Consider the following 24,299-nt stretch of genomic DNA (forward strand, 5'->3'; position numbering starts at 1 on the left):
CCAACTTGCGCCCTTCCATCGCCTGCTCACCGAGCGGCGACCAATGCCGTCGACGTAACGCGGAACCGGGTCTCGGGCGGGCGCCGGGGACGGTGGGCTGCGAGACGCACATGGGACACTCCTTCGGCAGATGCATGGACACTGCCTGGCGACATCGGGAAAAGCGGGCACCAGACAAACTCTGACATCAGAATCACACAATATTTTTTTGTCTGCAATTAAAACGCTCATTGTGTGGTCCTGGCGTTTTCCCTGGGTAGTCCCGGGACAACGCCGCGGTTGGTGCCGGTGGCCACATACGAGACGCGGAGGCCTTGCGGTCGGGCGAGTCTGGTATAGAATCGCCACACCTCCGCACCCTTGCGGACAAAGCCAGTTTGTATGGAGACAGTTGATCTTATGGCTTCTGGCAAAGACGCAGCCCGCGCTGCCAACGGCACGCCGGATGAGGCGAAGCGCTCGACTTACATCGAAGTGTCCAGTTCGATCGAGAAGGAGATCCGCAGCGGCATCTATCCGCCCGGAAGCCGGCTGCCGCCGCAACGGCAACTGGCGACCGAGCTGGGCATCAACGTGTCGACGGTCTCGCGCGCCTACAAGGAGCTGCAGTTGCGCGGCCTGGTGATCGGCAGCAAGCGGCGCGGGTCGCTCGTGACGGGCGGGGCGATGCCGAGTGTCGAACCGGCTCAAGCGGCGAGCAATGCGGCGATCGACCTCACCGTGAACCGGCCCGCAACGGGCGTATTTCTGGAGTGCCTGTCGCGCACGTTGGCCGAATTGCCGCGCGACCCGCGCTTTGCGCAATTGCAGGAATACCAGCCGCCGCAAGGCCCCGAATGGGCGCGCGCCGCCGGCGCCCGCTGGATGGCGGCGCCCGGCTTCACGCCGGATGCCGGCCACGTCGTCGTGACGAGCGGCGCGCAGCACGGCTTGTATGCGGTGCTGAACAGCCTGATCGGCACGGACGGTGTGATCCTCGCCGACCGCCTCACCTACTATGGGTTGAAAGCGCTCGCGCCCGTGTTTCAGTTCGAGATCGTCGGCATTCCGAGCGACGGCGATGGGCTGCTGACCGATGAAGTGGAGGCCGCGTGCCGGCGCATGCCCGTGAAGGCGATCTTCACGGTGCCCAATCTGCAGAATCCGACGGTCATCACGATGAGTCTCGAGCGCCGCATGGCGCTCGTCGACATCGCACGCCGGCACGGTGTCGCGATCATCGAGGACGACGTGTACGGGCCGCTGGTGTCGCAGCGTCTGCCGACCATCGCGAGTCTTTGTCCGGAGCTGACCTTCCATCTCGCGGCGACCTCGAAGATTCTCGCGCCCGGGCTGCGGCTCGGCTATCTGTCGAGTCCGCCGGATAGTTCGGCGCTGTGCGCGGAGGCCGTGCGCACGACTGCCTGGATGCCCGCGCCAATGTCGATGCTGATCGCGTCGATCTGGATCGAGGACGGCACCGCGCGCCGCATCATGGACGCGCAACTCGCCGAGATTCGCGCCCGCCAGGCGCTCGCGCGGGAGTTGCTGCCGCAGGCGCTGCTTCAGACCGATCCGGCGTGCATGTTCGTGTGGCTGAAGCTGCCGCCGCCCTGGCGTGCCGATGATTTCGCCGCCAACGCAAAGGCGCGCGGCGTCGTGGTGATGCCTTCGTCGGCGTTCGCCGTGGATCGCTCGGAGATCGAGCACGGCGTGCGGATCAACCTTGCCTGTGCGTCGAGCCGCGATCAGCTTGTCAGTGCATTGCGCTTGCTGGCGGGAACCTTGAAGGACCGGCCGAGAGCGCTGTTTGGGACGATCTGAGCCCGGTCGTCATCGGTCCCCCGGCAAGCCTCAGCGGAACCCCCCGGGGAAACCCCCGGAGCAGCGGCGGCACCCTGCCCGGCCCGTCCAGTCACGGTTTCGGCCTTTACCTCGCAAGATCGTTACCCTTGGGATAACGGACACGTCCCCAAGGTGATTGAACCGGCATGTCCCGCTCCCTAGACTCGCTTCATGTCCAGAGCGAGATCACACATGTCCAGTCAAAGTGCGCACCCATCCCGCTGGGCCACGCGCCGCGAGGAAAAGCATCGCCGCCTCGCGAGCGTCGCCTCGATCGCGGATGGCGTCATCCTCCCCGCCGAGCGTATCGTCGATGTCCTGCAGAGGCTGATCGCGCCGGGCGATCGCGTCGTCGTCGAGGGTAATAACCAGAAACAGGCCGACTTTCTGTCACGCTCGCTGGCCAAGGTCGATCCGGGCATCGTCAACGGTCTGCACCTGATCATTCCGAGCGTGAGCCGCGCCGAACATCTCGATCTCTTCGAGCGCGGCATCGCGAAAAAGCTCGACTTCGCGTTTGCCGGCGCGCAAAGCCTGCGCATTTCGCAGTTCCTTCAGGACGGCATCCTCGAAATCGGCGCGATCCACACGTACATCGAACTGTATGGACGGCTCTACGTCGATCTGACACCGAACGTCGTACTGGTGGCCGGCTACAAGGCGGATCGGCAAGGCAATCTGTACACGGGCCCCAGCACCGAAGACACGCCCGCGCTCGTCGAAGCCGCCGCGTTTCGCGACGGCATCGTGATCGCGCAGGTCAATGAAATCGTCGACGACCCGAAAGACCTGCCGCGCGTCGATATCCCCGGTTCGTGGATCGACTTCGTGGTCGAGTCAGACAAGCCGTTCTTCATCGAACCGCTGTTCACGCGCGATCCGCGTCTTATCACGCCGATTCACGTGCTGATGGCGATGATGGCGATTCGCGGCATCTACGAGCGCCACCAGGTGCAGTCGCTCAACCACGGCATCGGCTTCAACACGGCGGCAATCGAACTCATTTTGCCGACCTACGGCGAAAAGCTCGGCCTCAAAGGCAAGATCTGCCGGCACTGGACGCTGAATCCGCATCCCACGCTGATCCCCGCTATCGAAACGGGCTGGGTCGAAAGCGTGCATTGCTTTGGCGGCGAGTTGGGCATGGACGCCTACGTCGCGCAACGGCCAGACATCTTCTTCACGGGCCGCGACGGTTCGATGCGCTCCAACCGCGCGATGTGCCAACTCGCGGGACAGTACGCGGTCGACATGTTCATCGGTTCGACATTGCAGATGGACGGCGCGGGTAACTCGTCGACGGTGACGCATGGCCGCCTCGCCGGCTTCGGCGGCGCACCGAACATGGGACACGATCCGCATGGCCGGCGCCATGCGACGCCCGCATGGCTCGATCTGCTGCAGACCGACAGCCCGCTCGAACGCGGTCGCAAGCTGGTCGTGCAGACCGTCGAGACCTTTCAGGCAGGCGGGCAGCCGAGCATCGTCGAATCGCTCGACGCAGTCGAAGTGGGCCGCGAGTCCGGCATGCCGCTCGCGCCCATCATGATCTACGGCGACGATGTCACTCACGTGCTGACGGAAGAAGGCATCGCCTATCTCTACAAGGCCCGCTCGCTCGAACACCGCAAGGAGATGATCGCCGCGGTTTCCGGCGTCACGCCCGTCGGCCTGACGAGCAGCCCGGACAAGCTCGCGGCACTGCGGCGCGACGGCTTTGTCGCGCTGCCCGAGGATCTCGGCATTCACCGCAACGAGGCGAGCCGGTCACTGCTGGCGGCGAAGAGCATGGCCGATCTCGTCGACTGGTCGGACGGTCTGTACGAGCCGCCCGCCCGCTTTCGGAGCTGGTAATGCGCGAGAACCTTGCAACGGCTCTTGCGACGGTTCGCGAACCGCAAGCCAAAGCGTCGGAACGGTTAGCCGAACGTCTGGGCGCGCACGTCACGGCGGCGCTGATCGACGAAGTCACGCTCGCGCCGAAGCCCGGACTCGTCGATTCGCGCAGCCGCGGCGCGCATCACGATCTCGACTGGCAGCTGATGTGCGTCTCGGCCCGCACGCTCGAGCCAAGCTTCATCGACATGGCGCGCGCGGGCATCGACACCCGGCCGATGCTGGCGCTTCGCGAGCGCATCGGCGCACTCGGCCGCGAAGGTGAAGCGCGCATGCTGACGGCGACGCATGGCGTGAACACGCATCGCGGCGCGATCTGGGCGCTCGGACTGCTCGTGACGGCCGCCGCGCGCGAACCGGCCGAGCTGTCGCCGGATCGGGTCGCCGCGCGCGCCGGATCGATCGCGCGCCTGTCCGATCGCCACACGCCCGCGTTGACCGGTCATAAAGGCGAGCAGGCCTGCCTCGATTACAACGTCGGCGGCGCGCGGGGGCAAGCGCAGGCGGACTTTCCGCACGTAGTCGAGGTGGCGCTGCCCGAACTCGCGAGATCGCGCCTGCGCGGCGACAGCGAAACGGCCGCCCGCCTGAACGCCCTGCTCGCCGTTATGTCCTGTCTCGACGACACCTGCGTGCTCGCGCGCGGCGGACGCGGCGCGCTCGCCGAGACGCAAAGCGGCGCGCGGCAAGTGCTGGAGCACGGCGGCGCCGCGACGCTCGCAGGCCGCCGTCAGCTGAAAGCGCTCGACGCACGGCTCGTCGAACGCCACGTCTCGCCCGGCGGCGCAGCGGATCTGCTCGCCGCCGCCCTCTTTCTCGACAGGCTTCAGGACGAAGCCCGTCACACGACGAATGCATAGGAACGCCAATGGAAAACCTCGTCCTTGAATTCCCGGCGGGCCCGCCCGCCCGCGGCCGGGCGCTCGCCGGCGTAGTCGCATCGGGCGATCTCGAAGTGCTGCTCGAAGCGCACGACGCCCCTCGCACCGTGGTGAACATCACCACCTCCGTGGACGGCATGGGCCGCGTCTGGGAAGCTGTGCTTGCGCGCCTCTTCCGCGACGGCTCGCTGCCCGCGGCTCGGCTCGAGATCAACGATTTCGGCGCGACGCCAGGCGTGGTGCGCATGCGCATCGGGCAGGTATTCGAAGAGCTGACCCGCACAGGTGGAGCGTAAAGATCATGAATACAGAAGACATGCTCGAACGCGAAAGCTTCATTGAACTGAGCGCGCGGGAGCGCGCGAAGAAGCTGCTCGACGAAGGCACCTTCACCGAATTGCTCGACCCGTTCCAGCGCATCAGGTCACCATGGCTCGCGCGTCAGGGCATCGTGACCCAGGCCGACGACGGCACTGTCGTCGCCAAGGGAACGATCGACGGCCAGCCTGCCGTGGTGCTGGGCATCGACGCAGGATTTCAGGGCGGCAGCATGGGCGAGGTGTCCGCGGCGAAAATCGCCGGCAGCCTCGAACTCGCGGCCGAAGACAACCGCAACGGCATTCCGACGCGCGCCGTGATTCTTTTCGAAACCGGCGGCGTGCGCTTGCAGGAGGCCAACCTCGGGCTCGCGGCCATCGCCGAGATCCATGCGGGGATCGTCGATTTGCGGCGCTACCAGCCGGTGATCGGAATCACGGCGGGGCCGATCGGATGTTATGGCGGCATGTCGATCGCGGCCGGCCTTTGCAGTTGCCTGATCGCGACGCGTGAGGCGCGCCTCGGCCTGAACGGACCTGCCGTGATCGAGCAGGAAGCGGGCATCGCGGAGTTCGATTCGCGCGACCGGCCGATGATCTGGAGCTTCACGGGCGGTGAACAGCGTTATCGCACAGGGCTCGTGGACGTGTACGTCGGCGACGATACCGATGCGATCCGCGCCGCGGTGATTGCACAGTTTCGCGCCGGACGTCCGCAGGCATGCCGCAGCGAACAGGTCGCGGGCTTTCTGCAACGGCTCTCCGAAATCAGTCCGGGCGAGCAGGCCAGCCCGGAAACGGCGGCCGCCATCTACGGCAAGGGGTTCCAGTCATGAGCACAAAAGAGCTTTCGAAGCGGGGCGCCGTCTGGCTGGATGCGCTCACCTACAGTGCACCGTTGCGGCCGGGCTACCCGCCTTCGGTGCGGGTCGTCGACGCACGGCTCGGCGAACATCCGGCGCGTTTCGTCGCCGTCGTGCCGGATCCGGACAATCCGTTCGCGCGCGCCCGCAGCGGCGAGGTCGGTCTCGTGGAAGGATGGGAAATCGCACGGGCGGTGCGTGAAGTGGTCGATGCCGATGCCGGGCGCCGCGACAAGCGCGCGATCGTCGCGGTGATCGACGTCGCAAGTCAGGCGTATGGACGGCGCGAAGAAGCCTACGGCATCCATCAGGCCCTGGCGGGCGCCGCCGACGCTTACGCAAGCGCCCGCCTGGCCGGCCATCCGGTGATCGGGCTGATCGTCGGGCGGGCGATGTCGGGCGCTTTCCTGGCGCACGGCTACCAGGCCAATCGCCTGCTCGCGCTGGCCGATCCGCAGGTCATGGTCCATGCGATGGGCAAGGAATCCGCCGCGCGCGTCACGTTGCGCGCGCTCGCCGATCTCGAAGCATTCACGGCCCGCGTCCCGCCGATGGCCTACGACATCGACAGCTATGCGTCGCTCGGCTTGCTGTGGAAGCTGCTGAAGGTGAGCCACCCCGATGCGCCGACCGGGGCCGATCAATCCATCGTCGAAACAGCGCTGCAAGCCGCGTTCGACGACATTCGCGCCGACCCGTCGCGCGGTCTGGGCAGCCGGCTCGGCAGCGAGCACCGCGCGGCGTCGGTGCAAGTGAGGCAGAAGCTGCGCGAACAATGGCGCTGACCTCGCCGCGACGCGAGCCCTGATGCGCCGTGGCTCACGGCGCATACAAAATCCGGCGGCCCCCCAGCCGATAAAGCCAATACTGGAGACACAACATGATCATCTACGGCACTGCACTGCTGGCGTTCTGCCATCTGGCGGGACTCTTTCTCGGCGACCTGCTCGGGGTCGCGATCGGCGTCAAAACGAATGTCGGCGGCGTTGGCATCGCCATGTTGCTGCTGATCTTCCTGCGCCTCTATCTGCACAAGAGGGGCCTGCTGCCGAAGGAAACGGAAGCAGGCGTGGGTTTCTGGGGCGCCATGTACATCCCCGTCGTCGTGGCAATGGCCGCCAATCAGAACGTCGTGGCCGCGCTCAAGGGCGGCCCCGTCGCGCTGCTTTCGGCATTGGGCGCCGCGGCCGTCTGCGCATGCTGCATTGCCGTTCTCTCCCGCACCGGTCGCGACAGCACGTCGTTCGTGAACGCGCCGCATCTCGAAGAAATCTGAAGCAGGGGTCCATCATGTTGCATATGCTCGATAAAGTATTGATCCAGAACGGCCTCGTCGCTTCGTTCGCGCTGGTGGGGCTCATCATGTGGGTGTCGTCGCTGATTTCGCGCAAGCTGACGTTCGGACGCGTGCACGGCTCGGCCATCGCGATCGTGATCGGCCTCGTGCTGGCCTATTTCGGCGGCGTCCTCACCGGCGGACAAAAGGGGCTCGCCGACCTTCCTCTGTTCACCGGCATCGGTCTGATGGGCGGCGCGATGCTGCGTGATTTCGCCATTGTCGCGACCGCGTTCGAGGTGCAGGCAACCGAAGCCCGCAAGGCCGGACTCATCGGCGTGTTGTCGCTGCTGCTCGGCACCGTGCTGCCATTCATCGTCGGCGCGAGCATCGCGCATGCATTCGGCTACACCGATGCGGTGAGCATGACGACCATCGGCGCGGGGGCCGTCACGTATATCGTGGGGCCGGTGACCGGCGCCGCCATCGGCGCGAGCTCGGACGTGATTGCGCTTAGCATCGCCACGGGCCTGATCAAGGCGATCATCGTGATGATCGGCACGCCGCTCGCCGCCGGCTTCATGGGACTGAAGACGCCGCGCTCGGCGATGATCTTCGGCGGCCTCGCCGGCACGGTCAGCGGCGTGAGCGCGGGGCTGGCCGCTACCGATCGCCGTCTCGTTCCCTACGGCGCGCTGATCGCCACGTTTCACACAGGCGTCGGTTGCCTGCTCGGACCGTCGCTGCTCTTCTTCGCGACCAAAGCGCTGGTCGGCGCTTGAGCGTGGTGATCACCGCCTGTCCCCGCGAAGGAGCAGCCGTGTCGCCCGCCATTGAAACGCCCAGCGGCTGGTTCAAACCGCATGATCGCCTTCGCAGCCGCGCACCCGCAGACATGCGCGCCAGCGGCGCCCGGCACGCGAACGCGCCCTGCCGGCAAACACGGCGCGAACTTGCGCCGGAGCCGGCTCGGCGTCCCCTGCCGGACACGCACACGCGGACTGCGCACGCATCATGAGCGTACTGTTCACGTTTCCGGGCCAGGGCGCACAGCGCACCGGCATGCTGCACGCCCTGCCGGAGCACCCCGAGGCCATGCATGCGCTGGATGAGGCCAGCGAAACGCTGGGCTACGACGCCCTGTCTCTGGACGATGCGAACGCGTTGCGCTCCACCGTCGCGGTTCAACTTTGCCTGCTGATTGCGGGCGTCGCCCACGCACGGGTCGTCTGCGCGCACGGTCATGCGCCCGATATCGTCACCGGTCTGTCGATCGGCGCGTATCCGGCCGCCGTCATCGCCGGCGCGCTCGACTACGCCGACGCGGTGAGGCTCGTGTCATTGCGCGGACAGTTGATGGAGCGGGCCTTCCCGCACGGATACGGGATGACCGTGATCGTCGGCATGACGCAGCGCACGCTCGAACGCTTGCTCATGGAAGTGAATAGCGCCGCCATGCCGGTCTTTCTGGCAAACATCAACGCTCAGACGCAGATGGTGGTCGCGGGCAGCGATGCGGCCATGCAACGTCTCGCCACGCTGGCGCTCGAACGCGGAGCGCAACGTTGCGAGCGTCTGGACGTCGCGGTCCCTTCGCATTGCGCATTGCTCGACGCACCCGCGGCCGCGCTCGCCGATGCCTTCGGCCGCGTCGCCGTGCGCGCGCCCCGGATCGTCTATCTGAGCAGCAGCATGGCGCGCCCGCTCTTCGACGGCCCGCGCATCGCGGCCGATCTGGCTGGCAACATGGCGCGGCAGGTGCGCTGGCATGACACGGTAAGACTTGCGTGGGAACGCGGCGCGCGTCTGGCTGTCGAGATGCCGCCCGCTAACGTGCTGACCCGCTTGAGCAGCGCGATCTTCACGGAGGGTATCGCGGTGAGTTGCAGCGAGACCGCGCTGCCGGACGTGGGCGCGTTGATCGAGCGGGAAAGGCTGAGCGAGTGAGGCGGCAAGCTCAGTCGACGCTTCTCGTGCGAAGACGGCAGACCGCCATGAGCGCCAGCAGGTTCGGATCGCGCTCGCGGGCGCGCAGAAAGCTGACACCGATCGTCTGGCGCATCAGGTATTGCGGCTTCAGAGGAATGAATTGCACCGTGTCACCGAATACGCCGCGCACGCGGCCCGGCAATAGCGTATAGCCTACCCCGCCGCTCACCAGGTTCATCAGCGAAAAAATATCGCCGACTCTCATCGTCACGTTCGGAGTGAAGTCCGCGACGCGGAAGGCATCCAGAAATCCGTGATACGTGACGAACCCCTCGCCGAGCGAAACGAATGTCTCATCGCGGCAGTCGCGCAAATCGACGGCTTCCTGATTCGCGTACGGCGAGCCGGCGGGCGCCGCGAAAAATATGTCGTCTTCGAACAGCGGGATGGATTCGACTTCGGGCTCGGCATCCGGCAAGGCCATCAACGCCGCATCGACCGCGCCTTGCTTCAGCTTGTCGAGCAACTCGGCATTCGACCCGAGCGCGAGTTCAACCTGGAGCGTAGGCCGCCGCACCTTGATATCGATGACGATGCCGGGCACGGTCCGGATAGTTAGCGAGTAAAGCGAGCCGATCTTTAGCCGGTCCGACGAATAGCCGGCGGCTTCACGCGTTGCGCGAATGCCATCGGACATCAGCGTGAGCACCTCTTGCGCCACATCGGCGAGCATTTGCGCCGCCTCCGTCGACTTGAGATTGCGGCCTTCATGCCTGAACAGCGCGCATCGCACGCCCTGTTCGAGCGAATGCAGCGCGCGGTGCACGCTGACCGTGCTCACGTTCAGCGCCTCCGCGGCCTTCGAGAGGTTTCCCGTCTCCATGAATGCGAGCAGGACTTCCAGCTTGCGAAAGGTGATCTCGTCGTCGATTCGGTCGCGCATGTCGATCCACGCAGTGGTCATGATTGGCGATTATCGGCGTGGGAGACCGCTCGATAAATAGCGATAACCCCCCATCCGGGATGTCGCCGGCCCTCCCATGCGCTGCCGGCCGGTTGCCCGCATTCGCGCTCACGGAGCGGCGCGAGCGCGCTCCTCGGGCAGCTGGCCAGCCTGGCGGCTAACCTGGCGCAACAATATCGTCAGCGCGGACCACGGCGTTCCTGCCACTTCTTTTGGCCGCGTACAGCGCCAGATCGGCGGAGTTCGTCAATTCATTCAGTGACGATGGATGCGAGCGTCGACCGGTCGCGCAACCGATGCTTACCGTGAAACGCGGAAGTGCGCCGTGGGGTGCGGTCGGCCGCCCACGCTCGACTTCGACACGTATGGCTTCAGCAATCCGAACCGCGCCATTTTCATCGGTGTCGGGCAACACGACGACGAATTCTTCCCCGCCGTAGCGCGCCGCGAGATCGCCGCGCCGGCGTGCGTGTCGAGTGATACATGCCGCAAGGTGCTTCAGCGCGATATCACCTTGAGCGTGACCGTGCCGGTCGTTGTATTGTTTGAAGTTATCCGCATCCACGAACAGCACCGACAGGCACCCGTCGTTGCGTTTGAGTCTTCCCCACTCGTTTTCGAGGAACTCGTCGAGCGCACGGCGGTTTTTGAGCCCCGTCAGCGAGTCAGTTTGGGTCAGGCCCGTAAGAAGCACCTGTGTCTTCGCATGATCCCGCAGTGCGAAAGCAAGAAGCCAGACCACCGTGCAGAACGCAAGGCTGACCGACGAGGCGGACACCCCGACTATCCACGACAGCCGCCTCCAGCCCGCGAGGACGTCGCCTTGCGCCGGCGCGACGACGGCGATGAGCGGCGTTCCGGGAACACGCTGGAATGTGTACAGGCGCAGGACCCCGTCCGCGATTGAAGGCGCGGCATAGAACCCGGAATCCTGGTTCACCATACGCGGAAACGTCGGTGACCTACCGAGATTGCCCAGTTTCGCCTCGTCAAGCGGGGGATTTCTGGCCACCAGCGTGCCGTCCGTACGAACGATCGCGGTGATACCGTTTGGCCCCACGTCCAGTTTTGCAAGAAGTTGCCTAAAGTATTCGACGTCGACGGCAACAATCGCTACTCCGCCGAATGACCCGTCGGGCCGGTCGATCCTTCTCGTCATCGCAATCGACTGCGCGCCCGGCCGCGAGCGCGCCCGGTAGACTGACGACACATAGAGGCCGACATTCGCCGACTCACGATGCACGATGAAATAGTCCCGGTCGCCGAAGTCCCAGCGATGGGAACTCGAACAGCAGCCGTCGATTAGACGACCGCGGTCGTCCGTGACCCCCATGCCGGTGACGTACTCGGCAGCGGTCCGGTCAAACAGCAGATCGTGACGCAGGCCCGGATCGATGGTGTGGATAGCAGGCTTGTTGAGCACCGCAATCAGGGAGCGAAGGGAATTGTCCGACGTTTCAATCGTCCGGGCGATGTTGCTGACCAGAACGGCGGTGACGTTTCTGGACGTTTCATGGGCATGCTCGACAGCGGCGTCACGCGAGGCGAGAAGTGTGATCAGGCTGATGCCCATTACGACTAATGCCATCAGGCTGCCTAGCGCACCGACGATCAAAGGGTGTCGGCCTGCAAGAACAGCCAGTCTTCCGGTGGTAATAGAAACAGACACGGTTACGTTCTGGTGGGCGCACTCGGTCTGAAGGTCGTCCTGCCGCGGTGGCGGCGAGTTTGTCGACTCCCTGAATGGGTCCTGCGGCAAAGGATTGCCCGAGCGTCGCGCATAGCCGACGCTCGGGTTTACGGCAAGGGCAGCAAAAAATGGAGGTCTCGGCTCATGGATTCAGTGACACGCAATCAGAATGGGATCGGCGTCGCCGAAGCCTGGCGCGGCTCTCGAACGCGGGACCGTCTCCGAGAAAAAGCTATCAAAAAGTCACATCCAATTGATTTTTTAAGCTGGCGCTGAGTTTATTGGCTTTGTTAGATGCGTGTCACGGATCGAATAGATGACAGACAATTAACCAAATTCACGCGCGCCGACATGCCGACCGCTTTCGCACATACCGTCGAAGCCCGTTTCGCCGAGCTCACTCCCACGGCCAAGCGCATTGCCAGTTACATGCTGGCGAACCTCGAACGACTCGGACTCGAAACCGCGGATCAGATTGCGCAGCAAACAGCCACGAGCGGAATTTCCGTGGGACGTTTTCTGCGCAGCGTCGGCTATCGCAACCTCGACGACCTCAAGCGCGAGCTGCGCGGCGCACAGGAGCGCCCATGGATGATTACCGACCGGCTCGACGAATACCGGCGCGTGGCCGGACAGTTCGGCAGCACCGCGCACCAGGGCGAACACAGCGGGAACAGCGGGAGCGGCGCCCTGACCCGCTCGCTGCAACTCGAAATCGACGCGATCCAGCATGTGTACCAGTTGGCGCAAGCGCCCATGTTCGCCCACATCGCGCAGCGCATTTCCCATGCAGACGCCGTGTATATTCTCGGCATCCAGTCGACGCGCGGCATCAGCAACGCGTTCTACAGTTACCTCGAATATATCCGCCCGCGTGTGTTCTACTCTGACGGGATGTCCGGCTCATACGTCGATTCGCTGAACTCGGAGTTCGCCGCACCGTATCTCGTCATTACCGATACGCGCGCCTATTCGATGATCGCGCGCCGCTACTGTGAAGCCGCGACACGTCGTGACGTGCCGTTCGCGCTGGTTACCGACATCTATTGCCCGTGGGCTCGCGAATTCGCCTGCGACCTGTTGCAGGTCAAGACCGACGTCGGCCAGTTCTGGGACTCACTGGCGCCGCTCACCTGCCTGTTCAACCTGTTGATTACCGCGATCGTCGCGCAACTGGGGTCCGCCATCGACGAACGCGTCGCGCGCAATCGCGAGTTGCAAGGCGAGTTCAACCAGTTCGATCTCTGAACCTTCTCACATTCGGAATCCCACCGCGCCCTCCATGACCAAACCGCGACTCATCGAAATCACTCCCGCCACGCATGGCGTGGATATCGACCTCGTCTATGCCACCGAGCGCAACCTGACCGGCAAGCCCATCTACAAGGAGGCCCACTGCCTGCTGCTCGAACCCGCCGAAGCCGGTTTGCGCAAGGCCGTCGAGATTGCCCGTGACGCCGGCCTGACCGTGCGGATCTTCGACGCCTATCGCCCGCCGCAGGCACAGCAGGTGCTGTGGGATTTCCTGCCCGATCCCACCTACATCGCTGAGCTTGGCCGCGGTTCGAACCACAGCCGCGGCACGGCGATCGACCTGACGCTGCTCGAAGCCGGCGGCAACGAACTCGACATGGGCACGGACTTCGACGCCATGACGGTCGAGTCCGAACATTTCCATACGGGTCTGCCCGCGCACGTGCAGCGCAACCGCCTGTTGCTGCTCGGCATCATGCACGCCGCCGGCTTCGCGCACATCAAGAGCGAATGGTGGCATTACGAGCTGCCAGGCTCCCGCGTGCTGCCGGTGATCGACAACAGCGAAAGCGGCCCATTGCGTCTCATGTAGTGGCGTTTGATTTCTCCATCCGTTGTTCCCTGACAGGCTCTCCCCCATTCCTTCTGGAGCGGCAATGAAACTGGTATTGCGCAATGCACTCGCGGCGGCGGCGATCGCCTCCGCCTTGACCCTGTCGTTCACGGCGGCCAGCCCCGCGGCGGCGGCGACGCCGAAAGACATGTTCGTGATGGCGACCTTCCTCGACGAATTCACCACGCTCGATCCAGGCGAAGTCTACGAGCTGGTGCCGGAAGAATATGTGGCGAACACGTATGACCGGCTGGTGCGGGTCGATCTGAAAGACCCGTCGAAGTTCAACGGCGATGTCGCGCAATCATGGACCGTGAGCCCCGACGGCCTGACCTTCACGTTCAAGATCCGTCCGGGTCTCAAGTTCCACTCGGGCAATCCGTTGAGCGCCGACGACGTCGCGTGGTCGATCCAGCGCACCGTCCTGCTCGACAAAGGCGCGGCTGCCGTGCTGCAAGGCATCGGCCTGACCAGGGACAACGTGCTCAACAACGTGAAGAAGGTTGACGATACAACCGTCAGTGTGACGACCGACCAGAGGTACGCGCCGACGTTCGTCCTGAACGTACTCGGCGCGTGGCCCGCATCGGTGGTGGACAAGCAGTTGCTGCTCTCGCACCAGAAAGGCAATGACTTCGGCAACGACTGGCTGCGCACGAACGAGGCCGGCTCCGGCGCCTACAAGCTCGTCAAATGGACCGCCAACGACAGCATCGTGCTGCAGCGCTTCGACGGTTATCGTGTTCCGCTCGCGATGAAGCGGATCGTGTTGCGTCACGTGCCGGAAGCATCGAGCCAGCGCCTCCTGATCGAAAACGGCGACGTCGACGTGGCGCGCAACCTGAGTCCGGACGATCTCGTCGCGCTGACGAAATCGGGCAAGGCGCATGCGAGCGCGGTGCCGCAGGCGACGCTTCTGTACCTCGGCCTGAACGTCAAGAACCCGAACCTGGCAAAGCCGGAAGTCCAGGAAGCGATGAAATGGCTGATCGACTATAACGGCATCCAGAGCAATGTTGCGAAAACCACCTACAAGGTGCACGAAACGTTCCTCCCGGAAGGCTTCCTCGGCGCGCTGAACACGAACCCTTACCAGCAGAACGTCGCGAAGGCCAAGGCGCTCCTGGCAAAAGCCGGGCTTGCGAATGGCTTTTCCGTGACGATGGACGTGCGTAACGGCTACCCGTACAGCGAAATCGCCGAAGCCGTGCAGGCCAATCTCGCGCAGGGCGGCATCAAGGTTCAGATCATCCCCGGCGACAACAAGCAGACGCTGGCCAAGTACCGCTCGCGCTCGCACGACATCTATATCGGCGAATGGTCGGCGGACTACATCGACCCGCACAGCAATGCGCAGGGCTTCACGTGGAATCCGGACAATTCCGACAAGTCGGCCTACAAGATGCTCGCGTGGCGCAATTCGTGGGACATTCCCGGCCTGACGAAGGAAACCAACGCGGCGCTCGCCGAATCGTCGACGGCGAAGCGCGCCGAGCTGTATCAGACCATGCAGAAGCAGGTGCTTGCGAACTCCCCCTTCGTGATCATGTTCCAGCAGGTCTCGCAAGTGGCGGCGCGACCGGGCGTGACGGGGCTCGAGGTGGGTCCGATCAACGACCTCGTGTCGTATCGTGATCTGAAGAAGCAGTAACGTTGGCGCAGAAGGCGATACTGTAGAGGCGTCGCCTTCGCCCAAGGAACTCGACATGTCGACTCCCCTCACGACTTTCGAGCGCATGCGCGCGCTTTCAGCTGAAAGCGCCGGCGTGCGCTGGAGCTTGCGCCTCGTGCGCTGGATCATCACGCTCGTGATCACCTTCACCGGGTTGCTGGCGGTGACGTTCGTGATCGGCCGCAAAATACCGATCGATCCGGTGCTGGCGATTCTCGGCGATCGCGCCTCGGCGGCGGCTTACGCGGCGGCGCGTCTGCAACTCGGGCTCGACAAGCCGCTCGCCGTGCAGTTCCTGATCTATGTGCGCGATGTGCTGCATGGCAACTTCGGCATGTCGCTGCTGACCGCGCATCCCGTTATCGAAGACATCCAGCGGGTGTTTCCCGCGACGCTCGAACTCGCGACCCTGTCCACCATCGTCGGGGTGCTGATCGGCGTGCCGCTGGGCGTGATCGCCGCCGTGCGTCACAACCGCTGGATCGATCACGTCGCGCGCTTTGTCGGCCTGGTGGGCAGTTCGGTGCCGGTGTTCTGGCTGGGGCTGATGGGCCTGCTGCTGTTCTACGCGAAGCTGCATTGGGTAGCGGGTCCGGGGCGCGTCGATCCGGTATTCGACGGCATGGTCGATACGCACACGGGCAGCCTGCTGATCGATTCGCTCATGGCGGGCGAATGGGACGTGTTCTTCAATGCGTTCTCGCATATCGCGCTGCCTGCGGCCATTCTCGGCTATTACTCGGTTGCCTATCTGAGCCGCATGACGCGTTCGTTCATGCTGGAGCAACTGAGTCAGGAGTACATCACCACGGCACGCGCGAAAGGCTTGCCTGAGCGCCGCGTGATCTGGCGTCACGCGTTCGGCAATATCGCCGTGCCGCTGCTGACCGTGATCGCGCTCACGTACAGCTATCTGCTCGAAGGCTCGGTGCTGACCGAAATCGTCTTCGCCTGGCCCGGTATCGGTTCGTATCTGACGGGCGCCCTGCTGAACGCCGATATGAACGCCGTGCTCGGCAGCACGCTCGTGATCGGCGTCACGTTCATCGCGCTCAATCTGCTGACCGACGCGCTCTATCGCGTGTTCGATCCGCGTGCCCGCTGATGTTCCGGAGGTTTCCCCCTTGCTTCCCCCAACCGAACAATCTATGCAAACGCAGGACTGGCCGATGAACGCCGTGCCCCGACGATGGAAAGACTGGCTGCTGAGCGACACGCCCGCGTCACGCAAGCAGGCCGCGCTCGGCCTCGCTTACCGGCGCTGGCGACGCTTCGCGGGCAATCCGCTGTCGGTCTTCGGCCTGGTGATTCTGGCCTTGCTGATCATCATCGCGGCAGTCGGGCCGCTGATCGCACCGCACGATCCGTTGCGGCAAGTCCTCTCCGACCGCCTGCTGCCGCCGGGTTCGCCATCGCACTGGTTCGGCACCGATCAGCTTGGCCGCGACATCCTCTCGCGTCTGGTCTACGGCTCACGGCTCACGCTTTCGATTGCGATTCTCGTCGTGGTGATCGTGGTTCCGGTGGGCCTCTTGATCGGCACCACGGCGGGCTTCTTTGGCGGCTGGGTGGACAACGTGCTGATGCGGATCACCGACGTGGCGCTCGCGTTTCCGAAGATCGTGCTCGCGCTCGCCTTCGCGGCCGCGCTAGGGCCCGGCGTCATCAACGCGGTGATCGCCATTTCGATCACGGCCTGGCCGGCCTATGCCCGCCTCGCGCGGGCGGAGACGTTGCGGCTCGTGCAAGCCGATTTCATTCACGTCGCGCGCCTGCAGGGCGCGTCGCGCATGCGCATCCTTCTGCGCTATATCATGCCGCTCTGCTCGTCGTCGGTGATCGTGCGTGCGACGCTCGATATGGCCGGCATCATTCTCACTGTCGCGGGTCTGGGGTTCCTCGGCCTCGGCGCGCAACCGCCGAGCCCCGAGTGGGGTTTCATGGTCGCGTCGGGCCGCAACGTGCTGCTCGATTCGTGGTGGGTGGCCACCATTCCGGGCTTTGCCATTCTGCTGGTGAGCCTCGCGTTCAACCTGCTCGGCGACGGTCTGCGAGACGTCTTCGATCCGCGCCATGGAGGCTGACATGCCCGCTGATGCGACCCAACCTTTGTGTGAAATCGACGACCTGCGAATCGGCTTTCGCGGTCATGGCGGCGAATTGACCGAAGCCGTGCGCGGCCTTTCACTGACGCTGCAGCGCGGCGAGCGGCTCGGCATTGTCGGCGAATCCGGTTCTGGCAAATCACTGACCGGGCGCGCGCTGCTCGGCCTGCTTCCGCCCGCGGCGCTCTCTGAAGCGAAGGCGATGAAGTTCGACGGTCAGGATCTGCTGGCGATGTCGGTGCGCAAGCGCCGGCAACTGTGCGGCCGGCAGATGGGCATGATCCTGCAGGATCCGAAATACTCGCTCAACCCGGTGATGACCGTCGCGCATCAGATGCGCGAAGCGTTCGAGCTGCACGGCCCGAAGTTCGGCCGTCGCGAGATGCGCGAGAAAATCATCGAGGCGCTCGCCGCGGTGCATATCCGTCATCCGGAGCGGGTCGCCGATGCCTACCCGCACGAGTTGTCGGGGGGCATGGGGCAGCGCGTGATGATCGCCATGATGGTGTCGACCGGACCGCGCCTGCTTATCGCCGATGAGCCGACCAGCGCGCTCGACGTGCTGGTCTCGATGCAGGTGCTCGGGATTCTCGACGAGATGATCGACAAGCACGACACGGGCCTCATTTTTATCAGCCACGACCTGCCCCTCGTGATGTCGTTTTGCGACCGCGTCGTCGTGATGTTTGCGGGGCGCGTGGTGGAAACCTGCGCGGCGCGCGATCTCGTCCGCGCCCAGCATCCTTATACGCGCGCCCTGCTCGCGGCCAATCCGCCGCTCATCGATCCGCCCGATGAACTGCCCGTGCTGAAGCGGGATGCGGCATGGCTCACGCAAGCGGCAGGAGGGACAGCATGATCGATATCAACGCCCTGACGGTGCGCTTCAAAACCAGAACTGGTCACTTCGACGCAGTACGCGAGGCGAGCTTTCATGTCGGCGAAGGCGAAGTGTTCGGGCTGGTCGGCGAATCGGGTTCCGGCAAATCGACGATTCTGCGTGCGCTGACCGGCCTCGCGCCCGTCGCCGCCGGCCAGATGAAGATCGGCACGCATGTGTTGGGAGAAAAGCTCGGCCGCTCCTTTCGACGCGACGTACAGATGGTCTTTCAGGATCCGTACGGCTCGCTGCATCCGCGTTTCACCGTCGACCAGACCTTGCGCGAGCCGCTGACCATCAATGGGATCGACCGGCAGGACGAGCGCATTGTCGATGCGCTGCGCGAAGTCGGGTTGGGCCCGGCGTATCGTTTCCGCTATCCGCATCAGTTGTCGGGAGGCCAGCGGCAGCGCGTCGCGATCGCTCGGGCGCTGATTGTCGAGCCGCGCGTGCTGCTGCTCGATGAGCCGACGTCCGCGCTCGATGTGTCCGTGCAGGCCGAGATTCTCAACCTGCTGCGACGGCTTCATCGCGAACGCAATCTGACGATGGTGCTCGTGAGCCACAACCTGGCGGTGGTGGGCTTTCTCTGCTCGCGCGTCGCCGTCATGCGCAATGGCGAGATCGTCGAGCAGCGCGATATCGCGGCCATTCGCGCCCAGCAGGTCGAGCATGAATACACGCGCAGCCTGCTGCGCGCGACCTCGGGCTATCAGCGCAAGCCGGTTCAGGCCGTTTCGTGAAGGGCCGAAGCGATATCAGTCCCAACGCGAAGGTTGCCGGCGAGCGGCGCTATCCCCGTAGATTGCGGACAAAGAGTTCAAGGTGTTGCTGGACGGTCGCCGCGCTGCCAGCATCAATGTCCTTCAGCATCTGTTCCTCGAGCACGCGCACGCTGTCCATGCATTGGCGCAGCACCTCGCGGCCGTCATCGGTCAACTGCAGGACGACGATGCGGCCGTGATTGGGATCGGGCTCGCGCGTAATCCAGTTTCGGGCGACCATCACGCTCACCACTTCGTTGGCCGACTGGGGCGTGATGAAGGACCGCTCGGCGAGTTGCGCGTTCGACGCCTGTCCGCGCGCTTCCAGCACGGAAAGCGCGGTGAATTGCGCCAGCGTCAGCCCCAGCGGCGCAAGCGCCTCGGTCATCTGGCGGCGCAGGATTCTGTCCAGGCTGCCGATCAGATAAGTCAGGCGCGGCCGGGCCGCGCTTTTGCGCCCCGCCGGGGCCGCGCGCGGCCGTGGCGCGGAGGCGGGGGCCGGTTTTCTTGTAGCTTTGCTGGTCGTCGCCACGGTGTCTTCGCTCGCATGAAAGGAGCAATGTTACCGCGTCAGTTGGCTCTGTGGCCGGCAAATGGAGGGCGCTGCGGGCCGCCCGTCGGCGCCTGGGCAATGGAGTTGCGTCACCTGGGCAGATACGCGGCGTAAATCACCAGCGGATCGGTCCGCCGGGCATCGTGCATCTGCTCGACGAGTCCCGCGCGGTGGGTCAGCACCGCGCGCTGGTTGATCGAACCCTTGTCGGTGATTTCGCCGAGGTCGAGCGACGGCGCGACATCGAGCAGGCGCAAGCGGGCGATCGACGTAGCGCCGCCGGTGGACTCGCGATTCAGACGGTCAAGCAAATCTGCGAAAAACGCCCGCACGGCGGGTGCCGTGACGATCTCGCCGGCACTCGCCGTGCTCGGCAAACCTGCGAGCTTGCGGCAATCGTCGAGCCGCGGGAACACGAGTACGCCGACGTCATCGCGATTCAGGCCGGTGACCACGACATCCTGCACATACGGCGCACCCGCGGAAATCACGCGCGCGCGCATGGGTCCGACGCTCACAAAGGTGCCTGAGCTAAGCTTGAAGTCTTCGGCAATGCGTCCGTCGAACATCAATCCGAGCTCGGGCGTTTGCGGATCGACGAACTTCAGCGCGTCGCCGCTGCAGTAATAGCCGTCCTCGTCGAACGGCCCGGCGCTCGCGCTACGCTCCATTCGCCAGTAGCCGGCCATCACGTGCGGGCCGCGAAAACGCGCCTCGAGCTTGCCTGCGACGGGCACGAGCTTCACCTCGCAGCCCGGCGCGGGCAGTCCGACATAACCGGCCTGCATGACCGGACCGGTCGTGAAGAGACACGAAGGCGAGGTTTCGGTCATGCCCAGTCCCGCCATGATGCGGATTCGCTCGCCGCAATACTGTTCGGTGACGCGCGCGAGACGGTCCCACGCCGCCTGCGAGAGTCCCGCCCCCGCGAAGAAATAGACCTTCACGCGCGAGAAAAACGTATCGCGAAGCTGCGCGTCGGTTTCGAGCGCACTGGCCAGTTCTTCCCAGCCTTTCGGCACGTTGAAATAAATGGTCGGCGCAATCTCGCGCAGATTGCGCAGCGTTTCATCGAACTTCCTGCCGACCGGCTTGCCGTCGTCGATATAGAGCGTGCCGCCGTTATAGAGCGCAATGCCCACGTTATGGCTGCCGCCAAACGTGTGGTTCCAGGGCAGCCAGTCGACCAGCACCGGCGCCTCGACGGCAAACTCCGGGAAGGTCTCGAGCAGCATCTGCTGGTTGCTGCATAGCATGCGGTGCGTGGTCGGCACGGCCTTCGGGAGTCGGGTTGACCCGGAGGTAAAGAGAAATTTGGCGATCGCATCGGGTTCGATCGCGGCGTGGGCCGCATCGACGCTCGTGGGCGTCGTGCTCAGCAAATCGTCAAGCCGCGCAGCGCCGCGCCCGGCAGAGCCGCTTGCCGTAACCACTTCCACCCCGCTCGGCACGGCCGCCTCGATGGCGGCGGCGAATGCGTCGCCGTCGGTGGCGAACACGAGACCCGGGCGCAGCAGTTCGATCGCATGACGCAGCTTGCCGTAGTCGCTCGACACGAGCGAGTAGGCGGGTGAAATGGGCGAGTAAGGAATGCCCGCCCACATCGCGCCGAGGGCGACCTGCAGATGTTCGAGGTCGTTACCCGACAGGATGACGACCGGCCGTTCGGCCGACAGCTTGCGATCGAGCAGCGCCTGGCCGATCGAGCGGGCGCGAGCCAGCATCTGCGCATAGCTGATGCCGAGCCATTCGCCGTCTTCGCCGCGACGCGCAACCAGCCAGCGGTCCGGATGCGCGTCGGCACCGCTCACGAGCCGGTCGGTCAGCCGCTGCGGATAGGCGCCCAGCGCCTCTTTCGACTGCATGAACCAGGCATCGCCCTGCTGCCGCACGACGGCCTCTGGCGAGCCGATCCGGACCGGCCGGGAAGGCACTGACTGTTCGCGCGCCGCGGTTGCGACAGTGAATTGAGGCGGCTCTGATTTCACCTGTTTGTCTCCTGCTTATGGCTGACTCGCGCAAGCGCTTGAGCGCGCGCAAGCATTCCGCCTGCGGCGAAAGTTGCCTGAATCGTTTCGTTCACCCGCTCAACACGTGGCGCGGATTGCCGGTCTGTTGCCGAAGCTAGATGGGATAGTGCCGCGGCCCCGTCTGAATCGTGATCCAGCGCAGATCGGTGAATTCTGCGATCGATGCCTGACTGCCGAAGCGCCCGTATCCGCTGCCCTTTACGCCTCCAAAAGGCATTTGCGCCTCGTCGTGAACGGTCGGGCCGTTGATGTGGCAAATGCCGGATTCGACGCGCTTCGCCACGTTCAACGCCCGCGCGATATCGCGGCTGAAGACCGCCGCCGACAAGCCGAACTCGCTGTCGTTCGCGACCCGCACCGCCTCGTCGTCACTGTCGACCCGCTGCACCGTCACCACCGGGGCGAACGATTCCTCCGCGTAAAGCTTCATGCCGGGACGCACGCCATCGACGATGGTCGGCTGCACGATCGCGCCGTTCACCGCGCCGCCGGCGAGTATCGTGGCGCCGCCGTTGCGTGCATCGTCGACGAGCGCGGCGACGCGCTGCGCCGCCTGTGCGCTCACCAGCGCGCCGAGCACGGCGCCGTCGTCCGTCGGCGCGGTTGCGACCAGTTTGCGTGCCTTCCCGGCGAGCTTCGCGACCAACGCGTCCGCGACGCTTCGATGCGCGATCACACGCTCCGTCGACATGCAGATCTGCCCCTGGTTGAAGAATGCACCGAACGCAATGGCCTCGACCGCCGCATCGATGTCGGCGTCCTCGAGCACCAGCACCGGCGCCTTCCCGCCCAGTTCGAGCAGCGCGGGCTTCAAGTGCTTTGCAGCATGCATCGCGATGATGCGGCCCACCTGGGTCGAACCCGTGAAATTCACGCGTCTGACGGCCGGATGCGCGATCAGCCGCTCGACGATCGCCGCGGCGTCTTCGGGCGCATTGGTCACGACGTTGACGACGCCGTCGCCGACGCCCGCTTCCTGCAGCACGGTGCCGATCAGGCGATGCACTGCCGGACACGCTTCGGACGCCTTGAGCACGACCGTATTGCCGCACGCGAGCGGCATGGCGAGGGCCCGCGTGCCGAGGATCACCGGCGCATTCCACGGCGCGATGCCGAGCACCACGCCGCACGGCTGACGCACCGCGAGCGCCAGGTTGTCGAGCGTATCGGTGGGAATGACGCTACCGTCGATCTGGGTCGTCATCGCCGCCGCTTCGCGCAGCATATTCGCGGCGAGATGTACGTTGAAACCGTACCAGTTCGCCATCGCGCCGGTTTCGGCGACGCCCGTCGCAATGAACTCGCCGGTTCGCGCGTCCATGAGGTCAGCCGCCTTCAGCAACCGCGCGCGGCGCTCCGTGGGCCGCAGCGCCGACCAAGCCGGAAACGCGGCCGCGGCCGCATCGACGGCCGCGTCCGCATCGGCGAGCGTGGCTGCCGGCGCGCGGGAAGCAAGCTTGCCCGTCACCGGATTCAGGCGCTCGAACGTCGAGCCGCTGGATGCCGGACGATCCCGGCCGCCGATCAACATGTTCACTTCGTTCACGCTGGCTGTCTCCTTTGCTGTTCTTCTGCATGCACCCGGCGCGTTCCCAGCCGGATGCGGGGCGTTGTCAATCGGCGCGCCTGTAAGCCTGCAGGCCGGGCTTGATCGACTTGTCGTCGAGGAACTGCTTGAGCCCCTGCTCACGGCCATGCTCCGGATCGCGCAGTTGGGCCTGGTCGAGTTTGGCGTACAGATAGTCTTCGTTCTGTTCCCATGTGAGTTCGCGGGAACGTTTGAAGCCATGCTTCGCGGCGCGCAGCACCACGGGATTCTTTTCCAGCAGCTTCGCCGCCAGCGCCAGCGTTTCATCACGCAGCCGCGCGCGCGGCACGCTCTTGTTCACGAGGCCCATCGCGGCCGCTTCCGGTCCGGTGAAGGTGTCGCCCGTCATGATGTAGTGCAGCGCCTGACGATGACCGACGGTGTCGGCCATCGCCTTGCTGACGAGGTTGCCCGGCGGGATGCCCCAATTGATTTCCGACAGGCCGAACACCGCTTCGTCTGCTGCAATCGCGAGGTCGCAGGCCACGAGCGGCGAAAACCCGCCGCCGAAGCACCAGCCGTTGACCATTGCGATGGTCGGCTTCGCATACATGCGCAGCAGTTTCCACTGCCACTGGCAAGCGTCGCGACGAATTTTCTCTTGCAGGATTTCGGGGCCGGCGTCGACCTCGCGGAAGTATTCCTTCAGATCCATGCCGGCGGTCCACGCGTCGCCGGCACCGGTCAGCACCAGCACCCGGGCGTCGGCGTCGAGCTCCAGCGTTTCGAGCACCTGGATCATCTCGCTGTTGAGCGTCGGGCTCATCGCATTACGCTTCTCGGGACGATTGAACGTCACCCACGCAATACCTGCCTCGACCTTGACGTCGACCGTCTTCCACTTGCCCTCGTAGTTTGCCATGTTGTTACTCCTGAGCGTTCATGCCCGTTTAGGCGGAAATTCCGTCTGATTGCATTGATATCAAGTAACCTGACGCATGGTTTTGTATCAGGTAGCCTGAGATAAATCTTAATATCAAGCTGCCTGATAAACAAGCGTTCACTCCTCGGTGAAAACCCTCGACCATCCTCGCTCGGGGCTGGTGCTGAGCGTCCGTACGACGGATCGAGGCGGCGAGATCGCATCGCATCGACCCGCCGGGTGAGCACGCTCCCGCTGCTCTTCAACCGGACTTCGCACCTCGTGCGCGTCGATCTTTTCCTCGTGCGGATCAAGCGCCCTGACTTCCGCGATAGCGT

At 64.6% G+C, this 24,299-nt stretch carries 22 protein-coding genes; 16 read left to right on the forward strand and 6 right to left on the reverse strand.

What is annotated here, in order from left to right:
• Nucleotides 1–399 precede the first annotated feature (399 nt).
• From CJU94_RS21935 to mdcH, 9 genes are all read left to right on the forward strand, one after another.
• Nucleotides 400–1,803: an aminotransferase-like domain-containing protein gene (locus tag CJU94_RS21935; RefSeq protein WP_095420804.1), complete on the forward strand. Its 1,404-nt coding sequence runs from the start codon at nt 400–402 to the stop codon at nt 1,801–1,803.
• A 213-nt stretch (nt 1,804–2,016) separates the two neighbouring features.
• Entirely contained in the window at nt 2,017–3,678 is a 1,662-nt protein-coding gene (gene mdcA, locus CJU94_RS21940) for a malonate decarboxylase subunit alpha (RefSeq protein ID WP_095420805.1), read from the forward strand.
• On the forward strand, nt 3,678–4,580 hold the full coding sequence (locus CJU94_RS21945) for a triphosphoribosyl-dephospho-CoA synthase (RefSeq protein WP_095420806.1): 903 nt from the start codon (nt 3,678–3,680) through the stop codon (nt 4,578–4,580). Before mdcA ends, CJU94_RS21945 begins: the two co-directional genes overlap by 1 nt.
• Nucleotides 4,581–4,588: 8 nt before the next feature.
• Nucleotides 4,589–4,897, forward strand: coding sequence for a malonate decarboxylase subunit delta (locus CJU94_RS21950; protein WP_095420807.1), 309 nt, complete (start codon nt 4,589–4,591; stop codon nt 4,895–4,897).
• Between the two features lie 5 nt (nt 4,898–4,902).
• A complete protein-coding gene (locus CJU94_RS21955; RefSeq protein WP_095420808.1) occupies nt 4,903–5,754 on the forward strand; it encodes a biotin-independent malonate decarboxylase subunit beta in 852 nt (283 codons plus the stop codon).
• Entirely contained in the window at nt 5,751–6,566 is an 816-nt protein-coding gene (mdcE, locus tag CJU94_RS21960) for a biotin-independent malonate decarboxylase subunit gamma (RefSeq protein WP_095420809.1), read from the forward strand. Before CJU94_RS21955 ends, mdcE begins: the two co-directional genes overlap by 4 nt.
• Before the next feature lie 95 nt (nt 6,567–6,661).
• Nucleotides 6,662–7,057: a malonate transporter subunit MadL gene (gene madL / locus CJU94_RS21965; RefSeq protein ID WP_095420810.1), complete on the forward strand. Its 396-nt coding sequence runs from the start codon at nt 6,662–6,664 to the stop codon at nt 7,055–7,057.
• 14 nt (nt 7,058–7,071) lie between these two features.
• Nucleotides 7,072–7,839: a malonate transporter subunit MadM gene (gene madM / locus CJU94_RS21970; protein ID WP_095420811.1), complete on the forward strand. Its 768-nt coding sequence runs from the start codon at nt 7,072–7,074 to the stop codon at nt 7,837–7,839.
• Nucleotides 7,840–8,071: 232 nt separating this feature from the next.
• Complete coding sequence (mdcH, locus tag CJU94_RS21975; protein WP_095420812.1) at nt 8,072–9,004, forward strand: malonate decarboxylase subunit epsilon; 933 nt, start codon at nt 8,072–8,074, stop codon at nt 9,002–9,004.
• Between the two features lie 10 nt (nt 9,005–9,014).
• On the opposite strand, the gene CJU94_RS21980 is transcribed toward mdcH, so the two are convergent.
• Complete coding sequence (locus CJU94_RS21980; protein ID WP_095422734.1) at nt 9,015–9,929, reverse strand: LysR family transcriptional regulator; 915 nt, start codon at nt 9,927–9,929, stop codon at nt 9,015–9,017.
• Between the two features lie 178 nt (nt 9,930–10,107).
• Entirely contained in the window at nt 10,108–11,538 is a 1,431-nt protein-coding gene (locus CJU94_RS21985) for a GGDEF domain-containing protein (RefSeq protein ID WP_095420813.1), read from the reverse strand.
• Nucleotides 11,539–11,991: 453 nt separating this feature from the next.
• On the opposite strand from CJU94_RS21985, the gene sapR reads away from it, so the two are divergent.
• The 7 genes from sapR to CJU94_RS22020 all read left to right on the forward strand — a co-directional run bounded on the left by sapR (nt 11,992) and on the right by CJU94_RS22020 (nt 18,907).
• Nucleotides 11,992–12,888: a sap1 transcriptional regulator SapR gene (gene sapR / locus CJU94_RS21990; RefSeq protein WP_095420814.1), complete on the forward strand. Its 897-nt coding sequence runs from the start codon at nt 11,992–11,994 to the stop codon at nt 12,886–12,888.
• 34 nt (nt 12,889–12,922) lie between these two features.
• Nucleotides 12,923–13,486 (forward strand): D-alanyl-D-alanine dipeptidase, encoded by a 564-nt coding sequence (ddpX, locus tag CJU94_RS21995; RefSeq protein ID WP_095420815.1) that lies wholly within the window; start codon nt 12,923–12,925, stop codon nt 13,484–13,486.
• A 64-nt stretch (nt 13,487–13,550) separates the two neighbouring features.
• A complete protein-coding gene (locus CJU94_RS22000; protein ID WP_095420816.1) occupies nt 13,551–15,158 on the forward strand; it encodes an ABC transporter substrate-binding protein in 1,608 nt (535 codons plus the stop codon).
• Between the two features lie 55 nt (nt 15,159–15,213).
• Nucleotides 15,214–16,284: an ABC transporter permease gene (locus tag CJU94_RS22005; protein ID WP_095420817.1), complete on the forward strand. Its 1,071-nt coding sequence runs from the start codon at nt 15,214–15,216 to the stop codon at nt 16,282–16,284.
• Nucleotides 16,285–16,348: 64 nt separating this feature from the next.
• Nucleotides 16,349–17,263: a nickel transporter permease gene (gene nikC / locus CJU94_RS22010; RefSeq protein ID WP_095422735.1), complete on the forward strand. Its 915-nt coding sequence runs from the start codon at nt 16,349–16,351 to the stop codon at nt 17,261–17,263.
• A 1-nt stretch (nt 17,264) separates the two neighbouring features.
• Nucleotides 17,265–18,143 (forward strand): ABC transporter ATP-binding protein, encoded by an 879-nt coding sequence (locus CJU94_RS22015; RefSeq protein ID WP_095420818.1) that lies wholly within the window; start codon nt 17,265–17,267, stop codon nt 18,141–18,143.
• Complete coding sequence (locus tag CJU94_RS22020; protein ID WP_095420819.1) at nt 18,140–18,907, forward strand: ABC transporter ATP-binding protein; 768 nt, start codon at nt 18,140–18,142, stop codon at nt 18,905–18,907. Before CJU94_RS22015 ends, CJU94_RS22020 begins: the two co-directional genes overlap by 4 nt.
• A 49-nt stretch (nt 18,908–18,956) precedes the next feature.
• Here the strand turns inward: CJU94_RS22020 and CJU94_RS22025 are convergent, their stop codons facing one another.
• The 4 genes from CJU94_RS22025 to CJU94_RS22040 form a co-directional block, all read right to left on the reverse strand.
• Nucleotides 18,957–19,460 (reverse strand): MarR family winged helix-turn-helix transcriptional regulator, encoded by a 504-nt coding sequence (locus CJU94_RS22025; RefSeq protein WP_244221048.1) that lies wholly within the window; start codon nt 19,458–19,460, stop codon nt 18,957–18,959.
• Between the two features lie 110 nt (nt 19,461–19,570).
• Nucleotides 19,571–21,469, reverse strand: coding sequence for a feruloyl-CoA synthase (locus CJU94_RS22030; RefSeq protein WP_095420821.1), 1,899 nt, complete (start codon nt 21,467–21,469; stop codon nt 19,571–19,573).
• Between the two features lie 136 nt (nt 21,470–21,605).
• Complete coding sequence (locus CJU94_RS22035) at nt 21,606–23,057, reverse strand: aldehyde dehydrogenase (protein WP_095420822.1); 1,452 nt, start codon at nt 23,055–23,057, stop codon at nt 21,606–21,608.
• Nucleotides 23,058–23,124: 67 nt separating this feature from the next.
• Nucleotides 23,125–23,961, reverse strand: coding sequence for a p-hydroxycinnamoyl CoA hydratase/lyase (locus CJU94_RS22040; RefSeq protein WP_095420823.1), 837 nt, complete (start codon nt 23,959–23,961; stop codon nt 23,125–23,127).
• Between the last annotated feature and the right edge of the window lie 338 nt (nt 23,962–24,299).

The sequence above is a fragment of the Paraburkholderia aromaticivorans genome (assembly GCF_002278075.1).
Classification (GTDB): domain Bacteria; phylum Pseudomonadota; class Gammaproteobacteria; order Burkholderiales; family Burkholderiaceae; genus Paraburkholderia; species Paraburkholderia aromaticivorans.